This window comes from Streptomyces sp. CS113, assembly GCF_002188365.1.
Classification (GTDB): Bacteria; Actinomycetota; Actinomycetes; order Streptomycetales; family Streptomycetaceae; genus Streptomyces; species Streptomyces tendae.
Genome location: NZ_KZ195574.1, coordinates 3,856,134 through 3,877,519 on the forward strand (window position 1 = coordinate 3,856,134; position 21,386 = coordinate 3,877,519).

The window sequence follows — 21,386 nt, forward strand, 5'->3', positions numbered from 1 at the left end:
ACCGAATGGCCGGAGACGGGGTATCAACATATCTGGCGTTGACTTTTGGCACGCTGTTGAGTTCTCAAGGAACGGACGCTTCCTTTGTACTCACCCTCTCGGGCTTTCCTCCGGGCGCTTCCCTTCGGTCTTGCGTTTCCGACTCTATCAGATCTTTCCGATCCGATTTCCTCGGTGCTTTCCAGGTTCCCGCTTTCGCGTTTCCCTTTCCGGCGGTTCCGACTCTATCAGATCCTTTCGGGCCCTGATTTCCCGTCAGAAGGGGTTGTCTCCGCGGCCCTTGGGCCGTTTCAACGAGGTGAGACTCTAGCGGATTCCCGGCTCCCGAGCTAATCGGGGGCCGCGTTCTTTCGAACGTGGATTCCTCATTCCGTTAATACGCGCACCGACAGGACGACGACGCCGACTACGCGACTGTTCGTCGAAGAGTGGTGGGTACTTGCGGAATCGCTGTCCGGGGACCGACCGGGGCCGGCGCTCACGTCGGACAACTCGGAGAACACTAGGAGTGCGGGGCGGCCGTGTCAAATCCCCTGTGCTGCGGGCCGGACAGGCGTACTGTGGGGCCCGTGACGACGCGTACGTGTACTCAGCTCTGGCGGGCCGCCTGACGGCGGCCGCGCATACATACGTACGCACCCTACGGCCGCCGCTTCGGCGGCCGTTCTCGTATCTCCCTCCAGGAAGGGCGGCCGGCCGGTGGCGGCGGCCCTGACCAGGAGGTGGAGAAGTGACGCGAGTCTTCAGTGGGGTCAAGCCGACCGGGCACCTGACGCTGGGGAACTATCTGGGAGCCATGCGGCGGTGGGCCGAAACGGACCAGCACCGGTCGGACGCGCTGTTCTGCGTCGTCGACCTGCACGCGCTGACCGTGGACCACGATCCCGCGCGGGTGCGCAGACTCAGCCGGCAGGGAGCGTCGCTGCTGCTGGCGGCGGGGCTGGATCCCGAGCTGTGCACCGTGTTCGTGCAGAGCCACGTGGACGAGCACGCCCGGCTGTCGTACGTACTGGAGTGCGTCGCGACCGACGGGGAGATGCGGCGGATGATCCAGTACAAGGAGAAGGCCGCGCGGGAGCGGGAGCGGGGTGGGAGCGTGCGGCTGTCGCTGCTGACGTACCCCGTGCTGATGGCGGCCGACATCCTGGCGTACGGGACGGACGAGGTGCCGGTCGGGGACGACCAGACCCAGCACGTGGAGCTGGCGCGGGATCTCGCGGTGCGGTTCAACCAGCGGTACGGGCACACGTTCGTGGTGCCGCGGGCGACCAGTCCCGCGCTGGCGGCCCGGGTGATGAATTTGCAGGAGCCCGCGTCGAAGATGGGCAAGAGCGACGACGTCGGGCCGGGGATCGTCTATCTGCTGGACGAGCCGGACGTCGTGCGGAAGAAAGTGATGCGGGCCGTGACCGACAGCGGGCGTGACGTCGTGTACGACCGGGAGGAGCGCCCGGGGCTCGCAAACCTGCTGGAGATCCTCGCGGCCTGCACGGGTGGGGACCCTGCGGAGCTGGCCGGCGGCTACGACTCGTACGGCGCGCTGAAGAAGGACACCGCGGAGGCGGTCGTCGAGGTGCTGCGGCCGGTGCAGCAACGGCACAAGGAGCTGTGCGCCGATCCCGGGTATGTGGACGGTGTGCTCCGCGAGGGCGCCGACAAGGCCCGGGCGGCGGCGCGGCCGACCGTGGACGCCGCCTACCGGGCGATCGGGTTGCTGCCCCCGGTGAACGCGGCGCGGTAGGAGCGGGGGCTGGTGGCGAGGCGTGCTGCGAAGTGCCGGCGCATCATGACCTCGCTGCCGAAGCCGGCCCGGCGGGCGACCTCCGGCATCGGCGGGTCGGTGCGTTCGAGGGCGTGTGGTGGAGCGGTAACGCGGTGGGCGCGCTGCGGGCCGTCGCGGTGTCAGTCCTTGGTGCCGGAGGCCAGTTCGCGGCTGCGGTCGCGGGCGGCTTCCAGGGCGGCGATGAGGGCGGCGCGGACGCCGTGGTTCTCCAGTTCGCGGATGGCGTTGATGGTGGTGCCGGCGGGGGACGTGACGTTCTCGCGGAGCCTGACGGGGTGTTCGCCGCTGTCGCGGAGCATCTTCGCGGCGCCGATCGCGGACTGGACGATCAGGTCGTGGGCCTTGTCGCGGGGCAGGCCGAGGAGGATGCCGGCGTCGGTCATGGCCTCGACCAGGTAGAAGAAGTACGCCGGTCCCGAGCCGGAGAGGGCGGTGCAGGCGTCCTGCTGGGACTCGGGGACGCGGAGGGTCTTGCCGACGGCGCCGAAGATCTCCTCGGTGTGGGTCAGATGGGCGGCGGTCGCGTGGGTGCCGGCGGAGATGACGGACATGGCCTCGTCGACGAGGGCCGGGGTGTTCGTCATGACGCGGACGACCGGGGTGCCGGGGGCGAGGCGCTCCTCGAAGAAGGCGGTGGGGATGCCCGCCGCGCCGCTGATGATCAGGCGGTCGGCCGGGACGTGGGGGGCGAGTTCGTCGAGGAGGGTGCCCATGTCCTGGGGCTTGACCGTGAGGATCAGGGTGTCGGCGGTCTTGGCGGCCTCGGCGTTGGTGACCGGGGTGACTCCGTGGCGGGCGCGGAGTTCGTCGGCCCGTTCCCGGCGGCGGGCGGTGACCAGGAGGTCGGCGGGCGCCCAGCCGGCTCCGATCATGCCGCTGAGCAGGGCTTCGCCGATCTTGCCGGTGCCTAGGACTGCGACTTTCTGGGTCATGTCTTTCGTGCCCTCCGAGTGCCCTGGGGGTGCGTCGTCCGTGGTCATCCTCGCACTCGGGAGGGCGGGCGGGACGTCGCGTCCGGTCCGCGGGACGTGATGGCTGTCGAGGTTCTTCGCCCCCGCCGCCCCTTCCCGTTCCCGTCCCTGGGGGCTGCGCCCCCAGACCCCCGCTTTCGGCCTTGACGGCCTCGTCCTCAAGCGCCGGACGGGCTGGTTGGTTATGCCGTTCGGCGTTTCAAGGTCGCCGCGCCCAGGGTCAGGACCAGGAGGGCGCAGCCCGCGACGATCAGGGCGTCGCGTACGAAGGCGGCCGTCATGTCGGTGTGGCGCAGGACCTCGTTCATGCCGTCCACCGCGTAGGACATGGGCAGGACGTCGGAGACGGCCTCCAGGGCGGGGTGCATGTTGTCGCGGGGGGTGAAGAGGCCGCAGAGGAGGAGTTGGGGGAAGATCACCGCCGGCATGAACTGCACCGCCTGGAACTCGGAGGCCGCGAAGGCCGAGACGAAGAGGCCGAGCGCGGTACCCAGGAGGGCGTCGAGCAGCGCGACCAGGAGGAGCAGCCAGGGGCTGCCCGTGACGTCCAGGCCCAGGAACCAGACCGCGAGGCCCGTCGCGAGGGCGGACTGGACGATGGCGAGGGCGCCGAAGGCGAGGGCGTAGCCGGCGATGAGGTCGCCCTTGCCCAGCGGCATGGCCAGGAGGCGTTCCAGGGTGCCGGAGGTGCGCTCGCGCAGCGTCGCGATGGACGTGACCAGGAACATCGTGATCAGCGGGAAGATGCCGAGGAGCGAGGCGCCGATGTTGTCGAAGGTGCGCGGGCTGCCGTCGAAGACGTAGCGCAGCAGGAAGAGCATCACGCAGGGGATCAGCAGCAGGAGCGCGATGGTGCGGGGGTCGTGGCTCAGCTGGCGCAGGACCCGGGTCGCGGTGGCCGTGGTGCGCGCGAGGCTCAGGGGGCGGATGGGGGCCGGGGGCGCCGTCGCGCGGGCGGGTGCGGGGGCCGTGGGCGTGGTCATCGGGTGGTCTCCTTCGTACGGGTCGCCGCCTTCTCCTTCGCCGCCTTCTCCTTCGCCGCGTCGACCAGGTGGAGGAAGGCCTCCTCGACCGTCTCGGCGCCGGTACGGGTGCGCAGGGCGTCGGGGGTGTCGTCGGCGAGGACCTCGCCCTCGCGCATCAGGAGCAGCCGGTGGCAGCGCTCGGCCTCGTCCATGACGTGGGAGGAGACGAGGAGGGTGGCGCCGCGGTCGGCGGCGATGGAGTGGAAGAGCGCCCACAGGTCGCGGCGGAGTACGGGGTCGAGGCCGACCGTGGGTTCGTCGAGGACCAGGAGTTCGGGGGCGCCCAGGAGGGCCACGGCGAGGGAGACGCGGCTGCGCTGGCCGCCGGAGAGGTTGCCGGCCAGGGCGTCGGCGTGGGTGGTGAGGTCGACGTCGGCGACGACCCGGGTGACGTCCTCGCGGCGGCGGTCGGCGGCCGCCCGGCCGGGGTCGAGGATCCCGGCGAAGTAGTCCAGGTTCTGGCGGACGGTCAGGTCGTCGAAGACGGACGGGGCCTGGGTGACGTAGCCGATGCGGGTGCGCAGGGACGGGTGGCCGGCCGGGCGGCCGAGGACGTCCAGGGTGCCGGCGACCCTGGCCTGGGTACCGGCGATCGCCCGCATCAGGGTCGACTTGCCGCAGCCGGAGGGGCCGAGGAGGCCGGTGATGCGGCCGCGCGGGACGGTGAAGCCGAGGCCCCGCAGGACGGTGCGGGGGCCGCGGACGACGGTTAGGTCTTCGGCGTGGACGGCGGGTGGGGCGGGGTCGTCGCCGTGCCCCTCGGGTGGCCGGGAGGAGTGGCCCCGTAGATAATTCATCATGTGATGAATACTCCTCCCGGGTGCCCGTGGCGTCAAGCGCCGCAGCGGTCGCCCTGCGTCGGGCGGGGTTCGCCGAGCGCCCTCAGGCCGTGGGCGTCCTGGCGACGAGGAGGTGGACGTCGTACGTCTCCTCGACGATGCCGTCCGGGAACACGGTCAGCAGGTGCCGGCGCTCGTCGGCGAAGAAGGCGGCGGCGCGTTCCTCGGTGTCGGTCAGGAAGACCGAGTGGCTGCCGAGGTTGGCCAGGTGGGTGTCGAGGGGGACGCGACGGGTCCAGCGGACCACGCGGTGGACGAAGTCGAGGTGGCCGGTGGGGTCGGCGAAGCGGGCGTCGAGGTCGCGCTGCTCGGCGAAGAGGTCCAGTCCCTGGAAGTGCCGCTCGACGCGTCGCGCCGACTCCGCGATCCACGGCACGTCGAGGGCGTTGGTGTTCCACCACAGCGCCAGCGCGCCGCCCGGACGCAGCACGCGCAGCGCCTCCGGGACGGCCAGGGCGGGGTCGGTCCAGTGCCAGGCCTGGGCGTAGGTGAGGAGGTCGGCGCTGTGGCCGGCGAGGGGGAGGGCGTTGCCGTTGCCGCGGACCACGGGCACGCCGGGGAGGGTGCGGCGGAACTCGGTGGCCATGCCGGCGCCGGGTTCCACGGCGACGACGTCGGCGCCGCGTTCGTGCAGGCGGATGGTGGCGAGGCCGGTACCGGCGCCGACGTCCACGACGCGGGCGCTCTTGAGGGGGCGGCCGGTCAGCTCCTCCAGCGCGTCGAAGAGGGCGGGCGGGTAGGAGGGGCGGTTGGCGGCGTACTGGGCCGCGGCCGCGTTGAAGGAGTGGGCGCGGGCGCCGTGGTTGGCCGTCTGCGCGGGGGCGGCTTTCGCAGTGGCCCGGTCGTCGGGGGTCAGCGGTGTCGTCATGGGGCCATGGTGGCCGTACGGGTCCGAACACCGCGGAGCGAAGGGGATTTCCGGGCGCTTCGCGGCTCCCGGCGCCGGGCCCCCTCCGCGAAGCGACTTCCTGCGGAGCAACTCCCGGTGGCGCGACTTCCCTGCGGAGCAACTCAGTGTGGGACTGGCAGCGCTACTTCCCCGCAGGGCTACTCGCAACGGAGCAGCTTCCCGCAGGGCCACTTTCCGCAGGACCTCCCGGCGGAGCGACTCGTCGCAGCACCGCAGCCTCCCCGCGGAAGAACGCCCCGCCGCGCCGCCCCCTGCGGAGCAACTCCCCCGGAGCGCTACTCCCCACAGGGCAAGCTCCCGCGTCGCCACTCCCCGCAGCGCAGCCCCCACCGGAAGAACTCCCCGCGAAGCGAATCCTGCGGTGTCGCTTCCTGCCCTGCTACTTGCCGCGGCGCTTCTTCGACGGGTTGCCCGAGCGGCGGGTGGTGCGCTTTTCGTACTCCTCGCGGGCCTTCTCGTACTCCTCGCGGTGCAGTTTCTCGCCCGGCGCCTCGGTGAAGGTGCGGAAGAAGTAGGCGAGGAGGGAGCCGACGAAGCCGATGGCCAGCAGGCCGCGCATGGAGGCCTGGCGGTCGGGGTCCGGGCGGCTGGTGAAGCCGGACCAGGTGTGGCGGAAGGCCAGGGCGCTACAGATCGCGAACATCACGATCATCAGCAGCGAGACGAAGCTGCCGATGTCGGCGATCTGGAGGCCCTGGTAGGCGACCCGGAGCACGAAGCAGGCGGCGGCCGCCACGGCGAGGGAGCCCACGGCGAGGCCCGCCCGGCGGGCGGTGTAGCCGTCGTCGTGGTGCACCCAGGTCGTGCCGTAGAACCGGAGGGGTTCGGGGCGCGGGCCCGCCTGCGTGTCCGGGATGCCGTTCTTGCCGTTCTCTGCGCTCACGGGTCGATTATGGCCCGCGCCGTCCGGGACGGGCCGTGCGGTCAGCCGCCCTGGCCGGCGCTGCCGAGCGGGCCGACCCGCACCGGGGTGCCGGAGCCGTCCGTGACGGGCAGCGAGGAGCCGCCCGGCCAGTCGAGGGTGACCGACTTGGTCTCGTCGGGCGGGGTCACCACCAGGCCGGTGATGCGGACGCCGGAGCCGCCGGAGTCGTTCATCGGGTAGGTGATGCCGAAGGTCACCGTCTCCCCGTCCTTGAGGACGATCCGGGGGGCCGGGTCGCCCGTGCGCTCGGCGGACACGGTGCCGGAGTTCGTCTTCAGGTCGACGCCCGCGTAGCCCGCGAGGGAGCAGTCCCGGCCGCCGCCGTTCTTCAGGTCCACCGCGACGGTGCCCTCGGCGTCGCCGCCGACGGTGGCGTCGATCGCCGTGATCTCCAGCTCGTCCGTGCTGCACTTGGCGGCATTGCCGTCCTCGCCTGCCCCGCCGGAACCCCCCGTGCCGCCGGAGCCGCCGGAGTCGCCGGTCCCGTTGGGGGACTTCCCCGCCGAGTCCGAACCCGCGGCGTCCGAGTCCGCCGAGCCCGAGCCGCCGTTCGACGAGGACGCGGTGGAGGCGGCCGGCGGGGCGGCGCCCTGGTCCGTGCCGCCGTCATCGCTCTGGCAGGCCGTGAGCGAGAGACCGGCGGCGAGGGCCATGGCGGCGAGGGTCAGCTTGCGAACGCGCATCGTTGTCTACCTCAGAGTCGGTTGGCGTGCCGGGCCGCCCGTACCGAACGGTCCGAGCGGGCGTTTCTGCCCACCAAGAGCCACTCGGCCCGGCACACCGTTCCCCTCGGCAACCTCCTAGTACGTCCCTAAGACAGCCCTGTTACAAGGTCAGCAGCGCGGGGCCACGTAGCCGTCGCTGCCGGTGCGGATGTACGTGTCCGAGACGTACTGGCCGCTGCCGATGCTGTCCCAGATGTTCGAGGTGCCGTAGGGGCCGGAGACCCGCTCCCCCGTGCGCTGGCAGTTGATCGTGACCCGGGAGCCCTCGGGCAGGACCCGCACCACGGAGTAGTTGGTGCCCGGGCCGCTGCGCACGTTCAGGCGGTAGCCCGGCGCGACCGGGTAGGAGCTCAGGGCCGCCGCCGCGACGACTCCCTCGCCGCCCGTCTCCTCTCCCTCGCCCGCGCCGTCGATGTTCTGGATTTGGTCGACCGACATGAAGAACTCCCCCGTTGAAGACCCCGCGACGGTCGCGGGGCACCGTTGATTCCCCAAGAACAAGCCATGAAACACCAGTTCGCAAGTCGCACACGCGGGTCGGCAGGCCGACTCCGTCCCCCGCGCCCCATCGACTAGGCTCCGATCATCGCTCGCGCGAACGAACAGCTCGGGGGTGGTTCCATGGCGCCGCAGCGGGATGCCGGAGCGGACGCGGAAGCGGAACTTCCGGAGTACGCCGGTCACTACCGTCTGGAGTCCCGGCTCGGCTCGGGCGGCATGGGCGTCGTGCACCTGGCCCGCAGCACCTCCGGGATGCGCGTCGCGGTCAAGGTCGTGCACGCCACGTATGCCAGGGACCCCGAGTTCAGGGGGCGTTTCCGGCAGGAGGTGGCCGCGGCCCGGCGGGTCAGCGGGGCCTTCACGGCGCCGGTCGTGGACGCCGACCCGGACGCCGGGCGGCCCTGGATGGCCACGCTGTTCATCCCCGGCCCGACCCTGTCCGAGCAGGTGAAGCGGAACGGGCCGATGGACGAGCCCCAGCTGCGCCGGCTGATGGCCGGGCTCGCCGAGGCGCTGCGCGACATCCACCGGGTCGGCGTCGTGCACCGGGACCTCAAACCGAGCAACGTCCTGCTCGCCGAGGACGGTCCGAAGGTCATCGACTTCGGCATCTCCCGGCCGAAGGACAGCGAACTGCGCACCGAGACCGGGAAGCTGATCGGCACGCCGCCGTACATGGCGCCCGAGCAGTTCCGGCGGCCCCGGGAGGTGGGGCCCGCGGCCGACGTCTTCACCCTCGGTTCGCTGATGGTGCACGCGGCGACCGGGCGGGGGCCGTTCGACTCCGACAGCCCGTACGTCGTCGCCTACCAGGTCGTGCACGACGAACCCGAGCTGACCGGCGTACCGGACTCGCTCGCGCCGCTGGTGCTGCGGTGTCTCGCCAAGGAGCCCGAGGACCGGCCGACGCCGGACGAGTTGATGCGGGAGCTGCGGTCGGCCGCTGCGGTCTTCGACACGCAGGTGTTCATACCGGCACCGCGGGCGGAGCGGGCCGGGAGCCCGAAGGAGCCCGCCGGTGGGGAGTCCGTCCCGGAGGCCGCCGCCGAGCCGTCCGGGGGCCCCGGGCGGGTCGTGCGGCGGCTGGGGAAGCGGTCGGCGCTCGTCGCCGGGGCGTTGGGGCTCGCCGTGGCCGGGAGTCTCGTGGCGGTGCAGGCGTTCAGCGGTGCCGAGCCCGCGGGCACGCCCACCGCGCAGAGCGCATCGGCCGGGTTCGGGCCGTGGGAGGCGTCACCCGCGACGGAGGGCGGCGGGATGACGCAGTGCTCGTACGCGGCCCGGCGGCTGTTGTGCGCGCGTCCCGGACTGGTCTTCGCCCTCGACCCGGCCGACGGGAGCACGCTGTGGCGGCACTCCGTCGAGGAGACGGTGCGGGACGAACCGCCGGTCGTGTCGGGCGGGCTCGTGCAGCCCGAGGTCGGCCTGCTGGGCCCGCTGGAGGCGCTCGACCCGGCGACGGGTGAGCCGGAGTGGCAGGAGGAGATGCCCGCGTACGACGGTCTGCGGACCGTCGGCGACATGCTGCTGCTCACCCGCGCCGACGGGATGGTCACCGGCGTCGACAGCGCCACGGGGCGGACGAAGTGGGCACACCGGATCCCCGGGCAGGCGGTGCCGTACTTCACCTCGATCGCCGGGGAGCGGCGGCCGGCGGCGTACGCGACGAGCCCGAGCGCGGACGGGAAGCGGACCCGGGTCACCGCGGTGGACCCGGCGAGCGGGGACGTGCGCTGGGACGCGGAGCTGGCGGGGGAGCTGAAGCCCGTGGGGGCCGCCGACGGTTCGGTGTTCCTCATCGTCGAAGGGGAGGTCTACGGCGTCAGGACCGTGGTCCGCTACACGCCCGCCACCGGGGAGACCCGGCAGGTGACGCTGCCGATCCCGGTGGACCAGGCGCAGGCCGGGGTGCACGGGCACACCCTGTACCTCATGGGCGCGGGCGGCGCGCTGGTCGCCGTCGACATGGCGGCGCAGAAGCAGGCGTGGCGGCTGGAGACGGGCATGAGCCGGGGCTCGGCGCCGGTCTCCGACGGGCGGCACGTGTACGTCACCGCGCCCGACGGGCGGCTCCTCGGCGTCGACGCGCGCAAGGGCGAGCTCCTCGGGCAGACCCGTCCGCGGCTCGGCCCCGACCCCGACACGGTGCCCGCCTCCCTGCCGACCCCGCTGCTCGCCGACGGGAACGTGTACGCCGGGGCGCCCGACGGGACGGTGTTCGCGGTGTCCGGGCGGGACCCGGGAGCCTGGTAGGCCCGTCGGTCCCGCCCGGCCCGGGGTCAGCCCAGCTTGCTGACGTCGCGCACCGCGCCCTTGTCGGCGCTGGTGGCCATCGCGGCGTACGCCTTCAGGGCCGCGGAGACCTTGCGGTCGCGGTTCTTCGGGGCGTACACGCCGTTCAGGGCCTGCTCGCGGCGGGTCAGCTCGGCGTCGTCCACGAGCAGCTCGATGGAGCGGTTCGGGATGTCGATGCGGATGCGGTCGCCGTCCTCGACGAGGGCGATGGTGCCGCCCGCCGCCGCCTCCGGGGAGGCGTGGCCGATGGACAGGCCCGAGGTGCCGCCGGAGAAGCGGCCGTCGGTGACCAGGGCGCAGGCCTTTCCGAGGCCGCGGCCCTTCAGGTACGAGGTCGGGTAGAGCATCTCCTGCATGCCGGGGCCGCCCTTGGGGCCCTCGTAGCGGATGACGACGACGTCGCCCTCCTTGACCTGCTGGGTGAGGATCTTCTGGACGGCCTCCTCCTGCGACTCGCAGACGACCGCCGGGCCCTCGAAGGTCCAGATCGACTCGTCGACGCCGGCCGTCTTGACCACGCAGCCGTCCACGGCGAGGTTGCCGCGCAGGACCGCGAGGCCGCCGTCCTCGGAGTAGGCGTGCTCGACGGAGCGGATGCAGCCGCCCTCGGCGTCGTCGTCCAGGGTGTCCCAGCGCTCGGACTGCGAGAAGGCCTCGGCGGAGCGGACGCAGCCGGGGGCCGCGTGCCACAGCTCGACGGCCTCCTGGGAGGGGGAGCCGCCGCGGATGTCCCAGGTCTTGAGCCAGTCGGCCAGGGACGGGCTGTGGACGGAGTGCACGTCCTCGTTGAGCAGGCCGCCGCGGTGCAGCTCGCCGAGGAGGGCCGGGATGCCGCCCGCGCGGTGCACGTCCTCCATGTAGTACGTGCGGTCCTTGGCGACGTTCGGCGCGACCTTGGCGAGGCACGGGACGCGGCGCGAGAGGGCGTCCATCTCGGCGAGGCCGTAGGGGACCTCGGCCTCCTGGGCGGCGGCCAGCAGGTGCAGGATCGTGTTGGTGGAGCCGCCCATCGCGATGTCGAGCGCCATGGCGTTGCCGAAGGCGGCGGGGGTGGCGATGTTGCGGGGCAGGACCGAGTCGTCGTCCTGCTCGTAGTAGCGGCGGGTCAGGTCCAGGACCGTGCGGGCGGCGTTCTCGTAGAGCGCCTTGCGGGCGGTGTGGGTGGCCAGCACCGAGCCGTTGCCCGGGAGGGAGAGGCCGATGGCCTCGGTCAGGCAGTTCATCGAGTTGGCGGTGAACATGCCGGAACAGGAGCCGCAGGTCGGACAGGCGTTCTCCTCGATGCGGAGGATGTCCGCGTCGGAGATCTTGTCGTTGACCGCCTCCGACATCGCGTCGACCAGGTCCAGGGTGCGGACCGTGCCGTCGACCAGGGTGGCGCGGCCGGACTCCATCGGGCCGCCGGAGACGAAGACCGTCGGGATGTTCAGGCGGAGCGCCGCGTTGAGCATGCCCGGGGTGATCTTGTCGCAGTTGGAGATGCAGATCAGGGCGTCGGCGCAGTGCGCCTCGACCATGTACTCCACGCTGTCCGCGATCAGGTCGCGGGAGGGCAGGGAGTACAGCATGCCGCCGTGGCCCATCGCGATGCCGTCGTCCACGGCGATCGTGTTGAACTCGCGCGGGATGCCGCCGGCCGCGGTGACCGCCTCGCTGACGATCCGGCCGACCGGCGCCAGGTGCGTGTGGCCCGGCACGAACTCCGTGAAGCTGTTGGCGACGGCGATGATCGGCTTCCGCCCGATGTCCGCGCCGGGTACACCGGAGGCACGCATAAGGGCGCGGGCGCCCGCCATGTTGCGGCCGTGGGTGACAGTGCGGGACCTCAGTTCGGGCATCGTCGCTCGCTCCTTCGGAGAGTTATGACTGTCGTCGAGCGTACGCCGGTCATCCAGGGGTCGGGACGGGGTGTCCGGAATGCGGGACGCTCGTCTCGCCGTACGCCTGCGGGCGGGTGCCCTCAGGGGCCCGTGAGGTGTCCCTGTACGACCGGGGCCATGCGGGCGATGATCTGCTCCGCGTCCGCGGAGGCCAGCGGCTCCACCTTGATCACGTAGCGGAGCATCGCGCACCCCACCAGCTGCGCCGCCGCCAGCTCGACGCGCAGCTCCGCGTCCGGGCGCTCCAGCCGGGCCGCCACCCGCCGCATCACCTGGGTGGCGATCAGGCGGCGGAAGACGGCGGCGGCGGTGTCGTTGTTGACGGCGGAACGGACGATGGCCAGCACCGGCTTGCGGGTCGTGGGGTTCTCCCACACACCCATGATGAACCGGGTGAGCTGCTCCCCGATGCCGTCGAGGGGGCCGTCACCGAGCGCTTCGGGGACCTTCAGGGCCGGTGCGAAGGCGACCTCGATGGCCGCCTCGAAGACCTGCTCCTTGGTGCCGAAGTAGTGGTGCACCAGCGCCGGGTCCACGCCCGCGGCCTTGGCGATGCCGCGTACGGACGTCTTCTCGTAGCCGCGTTCGGAGAACTCCTCGCGGGCGGTGGCGAGGATGCGGTCGCGGGTGTCGCCGGATTCCGTGCGGGGCGGGCGGCCGCGGCGGCGGACGGCCCCGCCGGCCCCGCCGGCGTCGGTCACCGGCGCTCCGTCCGCGTGGCACCGGCGGCCCCGGACGCCGAGGGCACCGACTGCCCCAGGTGCCGGCGGGTGAAGGCCAGCGCCTCGGCGAGGTCGGCCTCACGTTCGGCGCCGGACATCGCGCGCCGGGTGTTGACCTCGATGACGACGTGGCCGTCGAAGCCGGTGTGCGCGAGGTGCTCCAGCACTTCGGCGCAGGGCTGGTTGCCGCGGCCGGGGACGAGGTGCTCGTCCTTGGCGGAGCCCTTGCCGTCGGCCAGGTGGACGTGGCCGAGGCGGTCGCTCATGCGGTCGAGCATGCCGAGGGTGTCGGTGCGGGAGGTCGCGGCGTGGCTGAGGTCGATCGTGAAGTGCCGGTAGTCGTCGTTCGTCACGTCCCAGTCGGGGGCGTACGCCTGCATCTCGCGGTCGCGGTAGCGCCAGGGGTACATGTTCTCCACGGCGAAGCGGACGTCCGTCTCGTCGGCCATCCGCCAGATGCCGGCGACGAAGTCCCGCGCGTACTGGCGCTGCCAGCGGAACGGGGGGTGGACCACCACGGCGGACGCGCCGAGCTTCTCGGCGGCGGCGCGGGCGCGCTGGAGCTTGACCCAGGGGTCGGTGGACCAGACGCGCTGGGTGATGAGCAGACACGGTGCGTGCACGGCGAGTATCGGCATGCGGTGGTAGTCGCTGAGCCTGCGCAGCGCATCGATGTCCTGGCTGACCGGGTCCGTCCAGACCATCACCTCCACGCCGTCGTAGCCGAGGCGCGCGGCGATCTCGAAGGCCGTCGCCGTCGACTCCGGGTAGACGGATGCCGTCGACAGGGCGACCTTCGTGTCCGGGGTGCGGATCACGTCCCTGGGTTTTGCCACGGGGGTCAGGGTACGGGGTGCCGGCCGGCGGTCGCGGGGTGCCCAAGCGCCGTTGTGGTGAGTGCCATAGGGCGGGTGCGGCTGGGTTCGTGGTTCCTCGCGCCCACGCGGCGTAGCCGCACGCCGATACGGCCCCGCGCCCCTTCGGGGGCGCGTCATCCCTGGCCCATGTGGTCCAGGCGCCGCAGGATCACGCCCTCCCTCAGGGCCCAGGGGCAGATCTCCAGGTTCTCCACGTGGAAGAGGTCCATCGCGGCCTCGGCGACCAGCGCGCCGGCCAGCAGCTGGTGCGCCCGGCCCTCGGAGACGCCGGGGAGCTCGGCGCGCTCGGTGCTGGTCATGGCGGCCAGGCGGGGCACCCACGCCTCCAGCGAGGCACGCTTCAGCTCGCGCTGGACGTAGAGGCCCTCGGCGGAGCGGGCGGCGCCGGCGATGCGGGCCAGCTGCCGGAAGGTCTTCGAGGTGGCGACCACGTGGTCGGGGGCGCCCAGGCGGCTGAACTCGCCGACGGTCCGGGCGATCTCCGTACGGACGTGGCGGCGCAGCGCCCTGACGTCGTCCGGGTGGGGCGGGTCGTCGGGCAGCCGGCCCGCGGTCAGCCGCCCCGCGCCGAGCGGCAGCGACACGGCGGCGTCCGGCTCCTCGTCGATGCCGTAGGCGATCTCCAGGGAGCCGCCGCCGATGTCGAGGACCAGCAGCCTGCCCGCGGACCAGCCGAACCAGCGGCGGGCGGCGAGGAAGGTGAGCCGGGCCTCCTCGGCGCCGGTGAGGACGGTCAGCTCGACGCCGGTCTCGGCGTGCACGCGCGCGAGGACGTCGTCGGCGTTGCTCGCCTCGCGCACGGCCGAGGTGGCGAACGGCAGGAGGTCCTCGACGCCCTTGTCCTCCGCGGCCTGGAGCGCCTCCTGGACGACCGCGGCCAGCCGGTCGACGCCGTCGGGGCCGATCGCCCCGCCGTCGTCGAGGAGCTGGGCGAGGCGCAGTTCCACCTTGTGCGAGTGGGCGGGCAGCGGGCGGGCGCCGGGGTGGGCGTCCACCACCAGCAGGTGCACCGTGTTCGAGCCCACGTCGAGAACACCGAGTCTCATGTACGGAACGCTACTGCCGTCGGGGGGTGCGGCGGTGCCGTCGGACGGCTTCGGCGACTTACCCTGGAGCCGTGCCAAAGACGAAAAAGGCGAAGGACGAAAAGTCGGCCAAGAAGGACAAGAAGCGCGTTCCGGGTGCAGTGAAGGGCGCTGCGGGCGACGTGGGCGCTGCGGGCGACGTGAGCGACGTGAGCGACGTGAGCGACGAGAAGGGGCTCGACTTCGCGCGCGCGTGGGTGGAGTTTCCGGATCCGGCGGACGACGAGCAGGTCTTCCGGTGCGATCTGACCTGGCTGACCTCTCGCTGGAACTGCATCTTCGGCAGCGGCTGCCAGGGCATCCAGGCGGGCCGCGCGGACGACGGGTGCTGCTCGCTGGGCGCGCACTTCTCCGACGAGGACGACGAGAAGCGGGTCGCCGAGCACGTGGCGAGGCTCACGCCCGACGTCTGGCAGCATCACGCCGAGGGCACGCGGAACGGCTGGATCTCCGAGGACGACGAGGGCTCCCGGCAGACCCGGCCCTTCCAGGGCTCGTGCATCTTCCAGAACCGGCCGGGGTTCGCCGGGGGCGCGGGCTGCTCGCTGCACATCCTGGCGCTCAAGGAGGGCCGGGAGCCGCTGGAGACGAAGCCGGACGTGTGCTGGCAGCTGCCGGTCCGGCGGACGTACGAGTGGATCGACCGGCCCGACGACACGCGTGTGTTGCAGGTGTCGATCGGTGAGTACGACCGGCGGGGCTGGGGTCCGGGCGGGCACGACCTGCACTGGTGGTGCACCTCGGCGACCTCGGCGCACGGCGCGGGGGACCCGGTGTACGTGTCCTACCGGCCGGAGCTGATCGAGCTGATGGGCAAGGCGGGGTACGACCGGCTGGTCGAGCTGTGCGAGGAGCGGCTGGCCTCGCAGCTGCCGTTGCTGGCCCCGCATCCGGCGGATCCGGCTCGCTGAGACGGGGCCCCGGGCGCCCTCAGGAGCCGGACGGGCTCGGGGCCCCGCTGTCACTGTCGCCCGGCGGTGGTGACGAGCCGCCCGTGCCGCCGGTCGGGGACGGTTCGTTCGTCGTCGGGTCCGGGTCGGGCGACGTCGGCGGCGGGTCGTCGGTGGGCGTCGGGTCCGGATCGGTGGGCTGCGAGGTCGACGGGTCCGGGTCCGGGTCCGGGTTCTGGCCCGGGTGGGACGGCGACGTGGTGTCGTCGGGCGTGCTGGGGCGGGGGCCCGCGCGGGGCGGGGTGGGCGCGGGGCCGTAGCCCTCGATGGTCACGACGGCACCGGCGGGCGACACGGCCACCCGTGCGTTCCAGTGGCCGGACGGCTCGCGCAGGTGGTCGACGTACACCCGGACCGTCACGGCCTCGCCGGGGCGCAGGGTGCCCGAGGACTGGCTCAGGTAGAGCCAGGAGGCGCCGACGGACGCGGACCAGCGCACCGGGGCGTTGCCGGTCGCGGTCAGGGTGACCAGCGTGGTGTCGCCGTCGTGGCCCGCCGTCACCCTGAGGTGGCCGGCGCCCTTCTCCGCGGCGCCGGGGACGCCGACGACCTCCACGGAGACGTCGGCCTCGCCGTTCTTGCCGAAGCCGGTTCCCGGGGTGGTGCTCGCGTTGCCCGCGTTCTCGTAGCCGTAGCCGCCGCCCGCCGACTCGCCCTCCAGGCCGTCCGGGTCGTGCGTCTCGCTGGCGCTGGCCGAGCGGCCCTCCTCGCCCTCGACGACGGGGGTGCCCCGGTAGGCCGCCCACAGGGCGAGCACGGGGGCCGCCACGACGGTGGCGACGACGGTGGTGGTGACGGCACGGGCGCGCAGCCGGTCCCGCCGGGCCGCGCGGTCCTTGGGGTCCATGGGGAAGCCGCGCCGGTCGAAGCGGGGGGCGCTGCCGCGCGCGCGGGAGGGGTGGGCCGGCGTGGTGTGCAGCGCGGCGCGGGGGGCTTCCAGGACGGGCAGTTCGGCGGGGGTGACGCTGGTGCCGGGCCACCGGCCGGGGACCGCGCGCTCGGCGGTGCGGCGGCAGCGGGGGCAGTCGTCGACGTGCCGGACCAGCTCGCGGCGCAGGGCGCTGCTCAGGACGTAGCGGTTGTCGCCGGTGAGGCGGGCGACTCCGGCGCAGGTGCCGGTCTCCACGACGGCCAGGGCGGCGCGGGTGCGTTCCACCTCGCAGGCGGCCGAGGCGAGCAGCTCGCGGGTGGCGGCGAGGTCCGTGCCGAGGACGGCGGCCACCTCGTGGGGGGCCAGGTGGTGGCGCACGGCGAGCTCGAGGGCCTCGCGCTGCTCGGGGGTGGTGCCGGCGGCCTCCGGCCAGGCCAGGAGGGCGAGTTCGGTGCGGTGGCGCTGGTGGGTCTCGTCCGTGGTGGAGGGTGGGGGTGGGGGTGTTGGGGGGCGTGGGGGGCGTGGTGGGGGTGGTGGGGGTGTTCGTCGCGGGCGGGGTGGGGCGGCCTGCCGCGTGGCTGCTCGGACGTTTCTGCTTGGCCTCGGCCAGCTTGCGCAGGCAGGACCAGCGGGCCAGCGCGTAGAGCCAGGCCCTGCGGTCGGCCCCGGAGCTGGGGGCGCGGTGGCCGCGGCGCTCGGCGAGGGCCAGGACGTCGCCCAGGGCGGCGGTCGCGGCGTCGTGGTCGCAGAGCACGGACAGGCAGTACGTGAACAGGCCGTCCAGATACGCGTCGTACGCGGCGTACCGCGCGGGCGGCCGCGGCACCGGCGGCTGCGCCAGCGCCCTCGCCGCGGCGCGGTCACGCGCTTCCCGGTGCGCCCGGTGTGCGCCGGTCGTGCGGGTCGTGGTTTCCGGACTGCTCCTCATCACTCGGCGACCGTAGGGGGCTATGGGTGGCGCGAACTGGCGCGTTGGGCACTTTTAATCCGTACGGGTGAAACGATCCCTCATAAGGGGACAGGAAGCTGTTCTTCCGTGGCCGGGGCGGGGTGCGCGTCGTCCGTTCGGGGTGCCTGCGGCGCCTGTACGGGTTCGGTGGGGGTGCGCGTAGCGCGGTGCGTCCGGTGGGTGGGTCGGGGCCGCGCCGGGGGGTGTTCGTCCTCGGAACGGCGCGGAATCGGTTACTTGAAGAGGTGCGGGGCGTTGACGCGCCAACCGCTGCGGGCGAACACCCCCCGACACGTCCCCTTCCCGCCGTACGCGGCTGCGGCTCGCCCTCGCTGCGGGCAGTCGTGCCTCCCCCAGTGCCTGAACGGCCTGGGAGGTACCCCCAGGCGGCACGGGTGGGCGCGGCGGCACCCCGGCAGCGCCGGGCCGCGCGACCCACCCCGCGGAACGGGCTCCGGGGCCCGCTGTCAGTGGGGGCGGTTACGGTTCGTGCATGGCTGCCCGTACGAAGTCCGCCAAGGAACGGCCGTCCTACCGCTGCACCGAGTGCGGCTGGCAGACGGCCAAGTGGCTCGGCCGCTGCCCCGAATGCCAAGCATGGGGCACGGTCGAGGAGTACGGCGCGCCCGCGGTGCGTACGACCTCCCCGGGGCGCGTGACCACGTCCGCGGTGCCGATCGGGCAGGTCGACGGTCGGCAGGCGACCGCCCGTTCCACCGGCGTGCCCGAGCTGGACCGGGTGCTCGGCGGCGGGCTGGTGCCCGGGGCCGTGGTGCTGGTGGCCGGTGAGCCGGGCGTCGGGAAGTCCACCCTGCTGCTGGACGTCGCCGCCAAGTCGGCGAGCGACGAGCACCGGACGCTGTACGTCACCGGTGAGGAGTCGGCCAGCCAGGTGCGGCTGCGGGCCGACCGGATCCATGCCATCGACGACCATCTGTATCTCGCCGCCGAGACGGATCTCGCGGCGGTGCTCGGGCACCTGGACGCCGTCAAGCCGTCGCTGCTGATCCTGGACTCCGTGCAGACCGTCGCCTCGCCCGAGATCGACGGCGCCCCGGGCGGCATGGCGCAGGTGCGGGAGGTCGCGGGGGCGCTGATCCGGGCCTCCAAGGAACGCGGCATGTCCACCCTGCTGGTGGGCCACGTCACCAAGGACGGGGCCATCGCGGGCCCGCGGCTGCTGGAGCACCTCGTGGACGTCGTGCTGCATTTCGAGGGTGATCGGCATGCGCGGCTGAGGCTGGTGCGGGGGGTGAAGAACCGGTACGGGACGACCGATGAGGTCGGGTGCTTCGAGCTGCATGACGAGGGGATCACGGGGCTTGCCGATCCCAGTGGGCTGTTTCTCACCCGGCGGGCCGAGCCCGTGCCCGGCACCTGTCTGACCGTCACCCTGGAGGGGCGCCGGCCGCTGGTCGCCGAGGTGCAGGCGCTGACCGTGGACTCGCAGATTCCGTCGCCTCGGCGTACGACCTCGGGGCTCGAGACCTCGCGGGTGTCGATGATGCTGGCCGTGCTGGAGCAGCGCGGGCGCATCAGCGCGCTGGGGAAGAGGGACATCTACAGCGCGACGGTGGGCGGCGTGAAGCTCTCCGAGCCGGCCGCCGACCTCGCCGTCGCGCTGGCGCTGGCCAGTGCGGCCAGTGACACTCCGCTGCCCAAGAACCTCGTCGCGATCGGCGAGGTCGGTCTCGCCGGAGAGGTGAGACGGGTCACGGGGGTGCAGCGCAGGCTCTCCGAAGCGCACCGGCTGGGATTCACGCACGCCCTGGTACCGGCCGATCCGGGCCGGGTGCCCGACGGCATGAAGGTGCTGGAAGTCGCGGACATGGGGGACGCCCTGCGGGTGCTTCCGCGCTCGCGTCGGCGAGAGGCCCCACGGGATGAGGAGGACCGCCGGTAGACTTTGCCCTGGTCTCGCCCGTCCGTACGACCGAGTGCGCGACGGGGGAGGGCCGGAAGAACCTGCGACCGGAGGAGTGCAGTGGCAGCCAACGACCGGGCAGCAGCTCCCGGAAAGTCCGGTGGGAGTGCCGGTGCCGATGGCCTGATGCGCGCCTCACTGAGCGCCGTGGCGCCCGGCACGTCCCTGCGCGACGGCCTGGAGCGGGTCCTGCGCGGCAACACCGGCGGTCTGATCGTGCTGGGTTCCGACAAGACCGTCGAGCAGATGTGCACGGGCGGTTTCGTGCTGGACGTCGAGTTCACCGCGACCCGGCTGCGCGAGCTGTGCAAGCTCGACGGCGGCATCGTGCTGTCCTCCGACCTGTCGAAGATCCTTCGGGCCGGGGTGCAGCTCCTCCCGGACCCGACGATTCCGACGGAGGAGACCGGCACGCGGCACCGGACGGCGGACCGGGTCAGCAAGCAGGTCGGCTTCCCCGTCGTGTCGGTGTCCCAGTCGATGCGGCTGATCGCCCTGTACGTGGACGGGCAGCGGCGGGTGCTGGAGGACTCGGCCGCGATCCTGTCGCGGGCCAACCAGGCGCTGGCGACCCTGGAGCGGTACAAGCTGCGCCTCGACGAGGTCGCGGGCACGCTGTCGGCCCTGGAGATCGAGGACCTGGTGACGGTGCGGGACGTCTCGGCGGTCGCGCAGCGGCTGGAGATGGTGCGCCGGATCGCCACCGAGATCGCCGAGTACGTGGTGGAGCTGGGGACGGACGGGCGGCTGCTCGCGTTGCAGTTGGACGAGTTGATCGCCGGTGTGGAGCCCGAGCGCGAGCTGGTCGTGCGGGACTACGTGCCCGAGCCGACCGCGAAGCGCTCCCGCACGGTCGACGAGGCGCTCGCCGAGCTGGACAAGCTCAGCCACGCCGAGCTGCTGGAACTGTCCACGGTGGCGCGGGCGTTGGGCTACACCGGGTCGCCCGAGACGCTGGACTCCGCGGTGTCGCCGCGCGGGTTCCGGCTGCTGGCCAAGGTGCCGCGGCTGCCGGGCGCGATCATCGACCGCCTGGTGGAGCACTTCGGCGGCCTCCAGAAGCTGCTCGCCGCCAGTGTCGACGACCTCCAGACGGTGGACGGCGTCGGCGAGGCACGGGCGCGCAGCGTCCGCGAGGGGCTGTCGCGGCTGGCGGAGTCGTCGATCCTGGAGCGTTACGTCTGACGCCCGCGGCGTGACCGCGGGCGCGGCCCGCGCCCGCGGTCAGTCGTTCTTCAGGACGAAGGACGTCTGGACCTTTTCGAAGCCGGGCGCCTTGGCCTCGACCAGGTAGGTGCCCGCCTTGGCCGAACCCGCCGGCGGCGTACCGCACTCGGGTGCGCTGGGCTTGCGGTCCCACTTGGTGGTGTAGGTGATGCCGCTGCCCGCGGGGACCCGGTAGCGCAGGCTGCCGGTGCCCTTGACGCAGTCGTCCGAGGCCCAGTACGCGTCGTCGCTGTCGGCCGGGGTGATGGTGAACACCGCGTTCTTCGGGCCGAGATCGACCTTGCAGTCGCTGCCGGAGGTGTTCCGCGCGGTCAGTTCGAAAGCGGGGGTCTGCCCGGGCGCGTAGCTGTTGCGGACGCTGCGCAGGCTCAACTTCACGGCGCCCGGCGTGCAGTTGGGCAGAGCGGATCCGGCCGGCAGCGCGTCGCCCGCGCCGACGCCGGTCACCGCGCCGCCTGCGCCGCCTCCGGCGCTGCCCGATCCGTCGCCGCCGCCGGATCCGCTGTCGCCCGAGCCGCCGTCGCCGGAGCCACCGTCGCCCGAGCCGTCACCGCCCGAACCCGAGCCGGAACCGGAGCCGTTGGAGTCGCCCGACTCGTCGCGTCCGCCCGGGGCCTGGCTGATCGCCGGGCCGGAACCCGAGGGGCCCGGGGTGATCGACGGCGCCGGGTTCTTGCCGTTGGCCCCGTCCTCGCGGTCCTTGCCGCCTCCCCCGCCGCCGGAGACCACGATCAACGTGATCAACAGCGCCAACAGGGCGAAAAGAGACAGCAGTACGGCCCTCCGTCGCCAGTAGATGGAGGAGGGAAGCGGCCCGACCGGATTGCGCAGAGATCCCACGGCGCAAACTGTACGAGAGATCGGCGCGTTCCCTTGTCCCACCCGCCGTTCCGGCTCGCAACTTTTACGGATCATCATTCCGCAGACCG

The 21,386-nt window shown here is 72.8% G+C and carries 18 protein-coding genes and 1 pseudogene; 5 read left to right on the forward strand and 14 right to left on the reverse strand.

Annotated elements, in window-relative coordinates:
• Positions 1-730 precede the first annotated feature (730 nt).
• Positions 731-1,741, forward strand: a complete 1,011-nt coding sequence (gene trpS, locus B9W62_RS16930) for a tryptophan--tRNA ligase (RefSeq protein WP_087807945.1) — start codon at positions 731-733, stop codon at positions 1,739-1,741.
• Here the strand turns inward: trpS and B9W62_RS16935 are convergent.
• The 8 genes and pseudogenes from B9W62_RS16935 to B9W62_RS16970 form a co-directional block, all read right to left on the reverse strand.
• Positions 1,696-1,875, reverse strand: a pseudogene (locus B9W62_RS16935) (AraC family transcriptional regulator); the annotation flags it as partial. The gene trpS and the pseudogene B9W62_RS16935 overlap by 46 nt on opposite strands.
• Positions 1,876-1,902: 27 nt before the next feature.
• Complete coding sequence (proC, locus tag B9W62_RS16940; RefSeq protein ID WP_179235522.1) at positions 1,903-2,715, reverse strand: pyrroline-5-carboxylate reductase; 813 nt, start codon at positions 2,713-2,715, stop codon at positions 1,903-1,905.
• A gap of 221 nt (positions 2,716-2,936) precedes the next feature.
• Positions 2,937-3,737, reverse strand: coding sequence for an ABC transporter permease (locus B9W62_RS16945; protein ID WP_087807947.1), 801 nt, complete (start codon positions 3,735-3,737; stop codon positions 2,937-2,939).
• Positions 3,734-4,579, reverse strand: coding sequence for an ABC transporter ATP-binding protein (locus tag B9W62_RS16950; RefSeq protein WP_087807948.1), 846 nt, complete (start codon positions 4,577-4,579; stop codon positions 3,734-3,736). The genes B9W62_RS16945 and B9W62_RS16950 overlap by 4 nt, the downstream gene beginning before the upstream one ends.
• 82 nt (positions 4,580-4,661) lie before the next feature.
• Positions 4,662-5,486, reverse strand: coding sequence for a class I SAM-dependent methyltransferase (locus tag B9W62_RS16955; protein ID WP_087807949.1), 825 nt, complete (start codon positions 5,484-5,486; stop codon positions 4,662-4,664).
• Positions 5,487-5,907: 421 nt separating this feature from the next.
• Positions 5,908-6,411, reverse strand: a complete 504-nt coding sequence (locus B9W62_RS16960) for a hypothetical protein (RefSeq protein WP_087807950.1) — start codon at positions 6,409-6,411, stop codon at positions 5,908-5,910.
• 41 nt (positions 6,412-6,452) lie between these two features.
• A complete protein-coding gene (locus B9W62_RS16965; protein WP_087807951.1) occupies positions 6,453-7,136 on the reverse strand; it encodes a DUF4232 domain-containing protein in 684 nt (227 codons plus the stop codon).
• Positions 7,137-7,286: 150 nt separating this feature from the next.
• On the reverse strand, positions 7,287-7,616 hold the full coding sequence (locus B9W62_RS16970) for an SH3 domain-containing protein (RefSeq protein ID WP_087807952.1): 330 nt from the start codon (positions 7,614-7,616) through the stop codon (positions 7,287-7,289).
• A 183-nt stretch (positions 7,617-7,799) separates the two neighbouring features.
• Between B9W62_RS16970 and B9W62_RS16975 the strand changes: the two genes are divergently transcribed.
• Positions 7,800-9,929, forward strand: coding sequence for a serine/threonine-protein kinase (locus B9W62_RS16975; protein ID WP_087807953.1), 2,130 nt, complete (start codon positions 7,800-7,802; stop codon positions 9,927-9,929).
• A gap of 26 nt (positions 9,930-9,955) precedes the next feature.
• On the opposite strand, the gene ilvD is transcribed toward B9W62_RS16975, so the two are convergent.
• The 4 genes from ilvD to B9W62_RS16995 form a co-directional block, all read right to left on the reverse strand.
• Positions 9,956-11,809 (reverse strand): dihydroxy-acid dehydratase, encoded by a 1,854-nt coding sequence (ilvD, locus tag B9W62_RS16980; protein WP_087807954.1) that lies wholly within the window; start codon positions 11,807-11,809, stop codon positions 9,956-9,958.
• A 122-nt stretch (positions 11,810-11,931) separates the two neighbouring features.
• Positions 11,932-12,552 (reverse strand): TetR/AcrR family transcriptional regulator, encoded by a 621-nt coding sequence (locus tag B9W62_RS16985; protein WP_087807955.1) that lies wholly within the window; start codon positions 12,550-12,552, stop codon positions 11,932-11,934.
• Entirely contained in the window at positions 12,549-13,409 is an 861-nt protein-coding gene (locus tag B9W62_RS16990; protein ID WP_087807956.1) for a sugar phosphate isomerase/epimerase family protein, read from the reverse strand. The genes B9W62_RS16985 and B9W62_RS16990 overlap by 4 nt, the downstream gene beginning before the upstream one ends.
• A gap of 155 nt (positions 13,410-13,564) precedes the next feature.
• On the reverse strand, positions 13,565-14,497 hold the full coding sequence (locus B9W62_RS16995) for a Ppx/GppA family phosphatase (RefSeq protein ID WP_087807957.1): 933 nt from the start codon (positions 14,495-14,497) through the stop codon (positions 13,565-13,567).
• Positions 14,498-14,568: 71 nt separating this feature from the next.
• On the opposite strand from B9W62_RS16995, the gene B9W62_RS17000 reads away from it, so the two are divergent.
• Complete coding sequence (locus B9W62_RS17000; RefSeq protein ID WP_087807958.1) at positions 14,569-15,447, forward strand: DUF3109 family protein; 879 nt, start codon at positions 14,569-14,571, stop codon at positions 15,445-15,447.
• A gap of 19 nt (positions 15,448-15,466) precedes the next feature.
• On the opposite strand, the gene B9W62_RS17005 is transcribed toward B9W62_RS17000, so the two are convergent.
• Positions 15,467-16,735: a BACON domain-containing protein gene (locus tag B9W62_RS17005; protein WP_373433690.1), complete on the reverse strand. Its 1,269-nt coding sequence runs from the start codon at positions 16,733-16,735 to the stop codon at positions 15,467-15,469.
• Positions 16,736-17,799: 1,064 nt separating this feature from the next.
• On the opposite strand from B9W62_RS17005, the gene radA reads away from it, so the two are divergent.
• Both radA and disA read left to right on the forward strand, forming a co-directional pair.
• Positions 17,800-19,209, forward strand: coding sequence for a DNA repair protein RadA (radA, locus tag B9W62_RS17015; protein WP_087807959.1), 1,410 nt, complete (start codon positions 17,800-17,802; stop codon positions 19,207-19,209).
• Positions 19,210-19,290: 81 nt separating this feature from the next.
• Positions 19,291-20,415 (forward strand): DNA integrity scanning diadenylate cyclase DisA, encoded by a 1,125-nt coding sequence (disA, locus tag B9W62_RS17020; protein WP_030404779.1) that lies wholly within the window; start codon positions 19,291-19,293, stop codon positions 20,413-20,415.
• A gap of 39 nt (positions 20,416-20,454) precedes the next feature.
• Here the strand turns inward: disA and B9W62_RS40190 are convergent, their stop codons facing one another.
• Complete coding sequence (locus B9W62_RS40190; protein WP_179235523.1) at positions 20,455-21,297, reverse strand: hypothetical protein; 843 nt, start codon at positions 21,295-21,297, stop codon at positions 20,455-20,457.
• Positions 21,298-21,386: the final 89 nt, after the last annotated feature.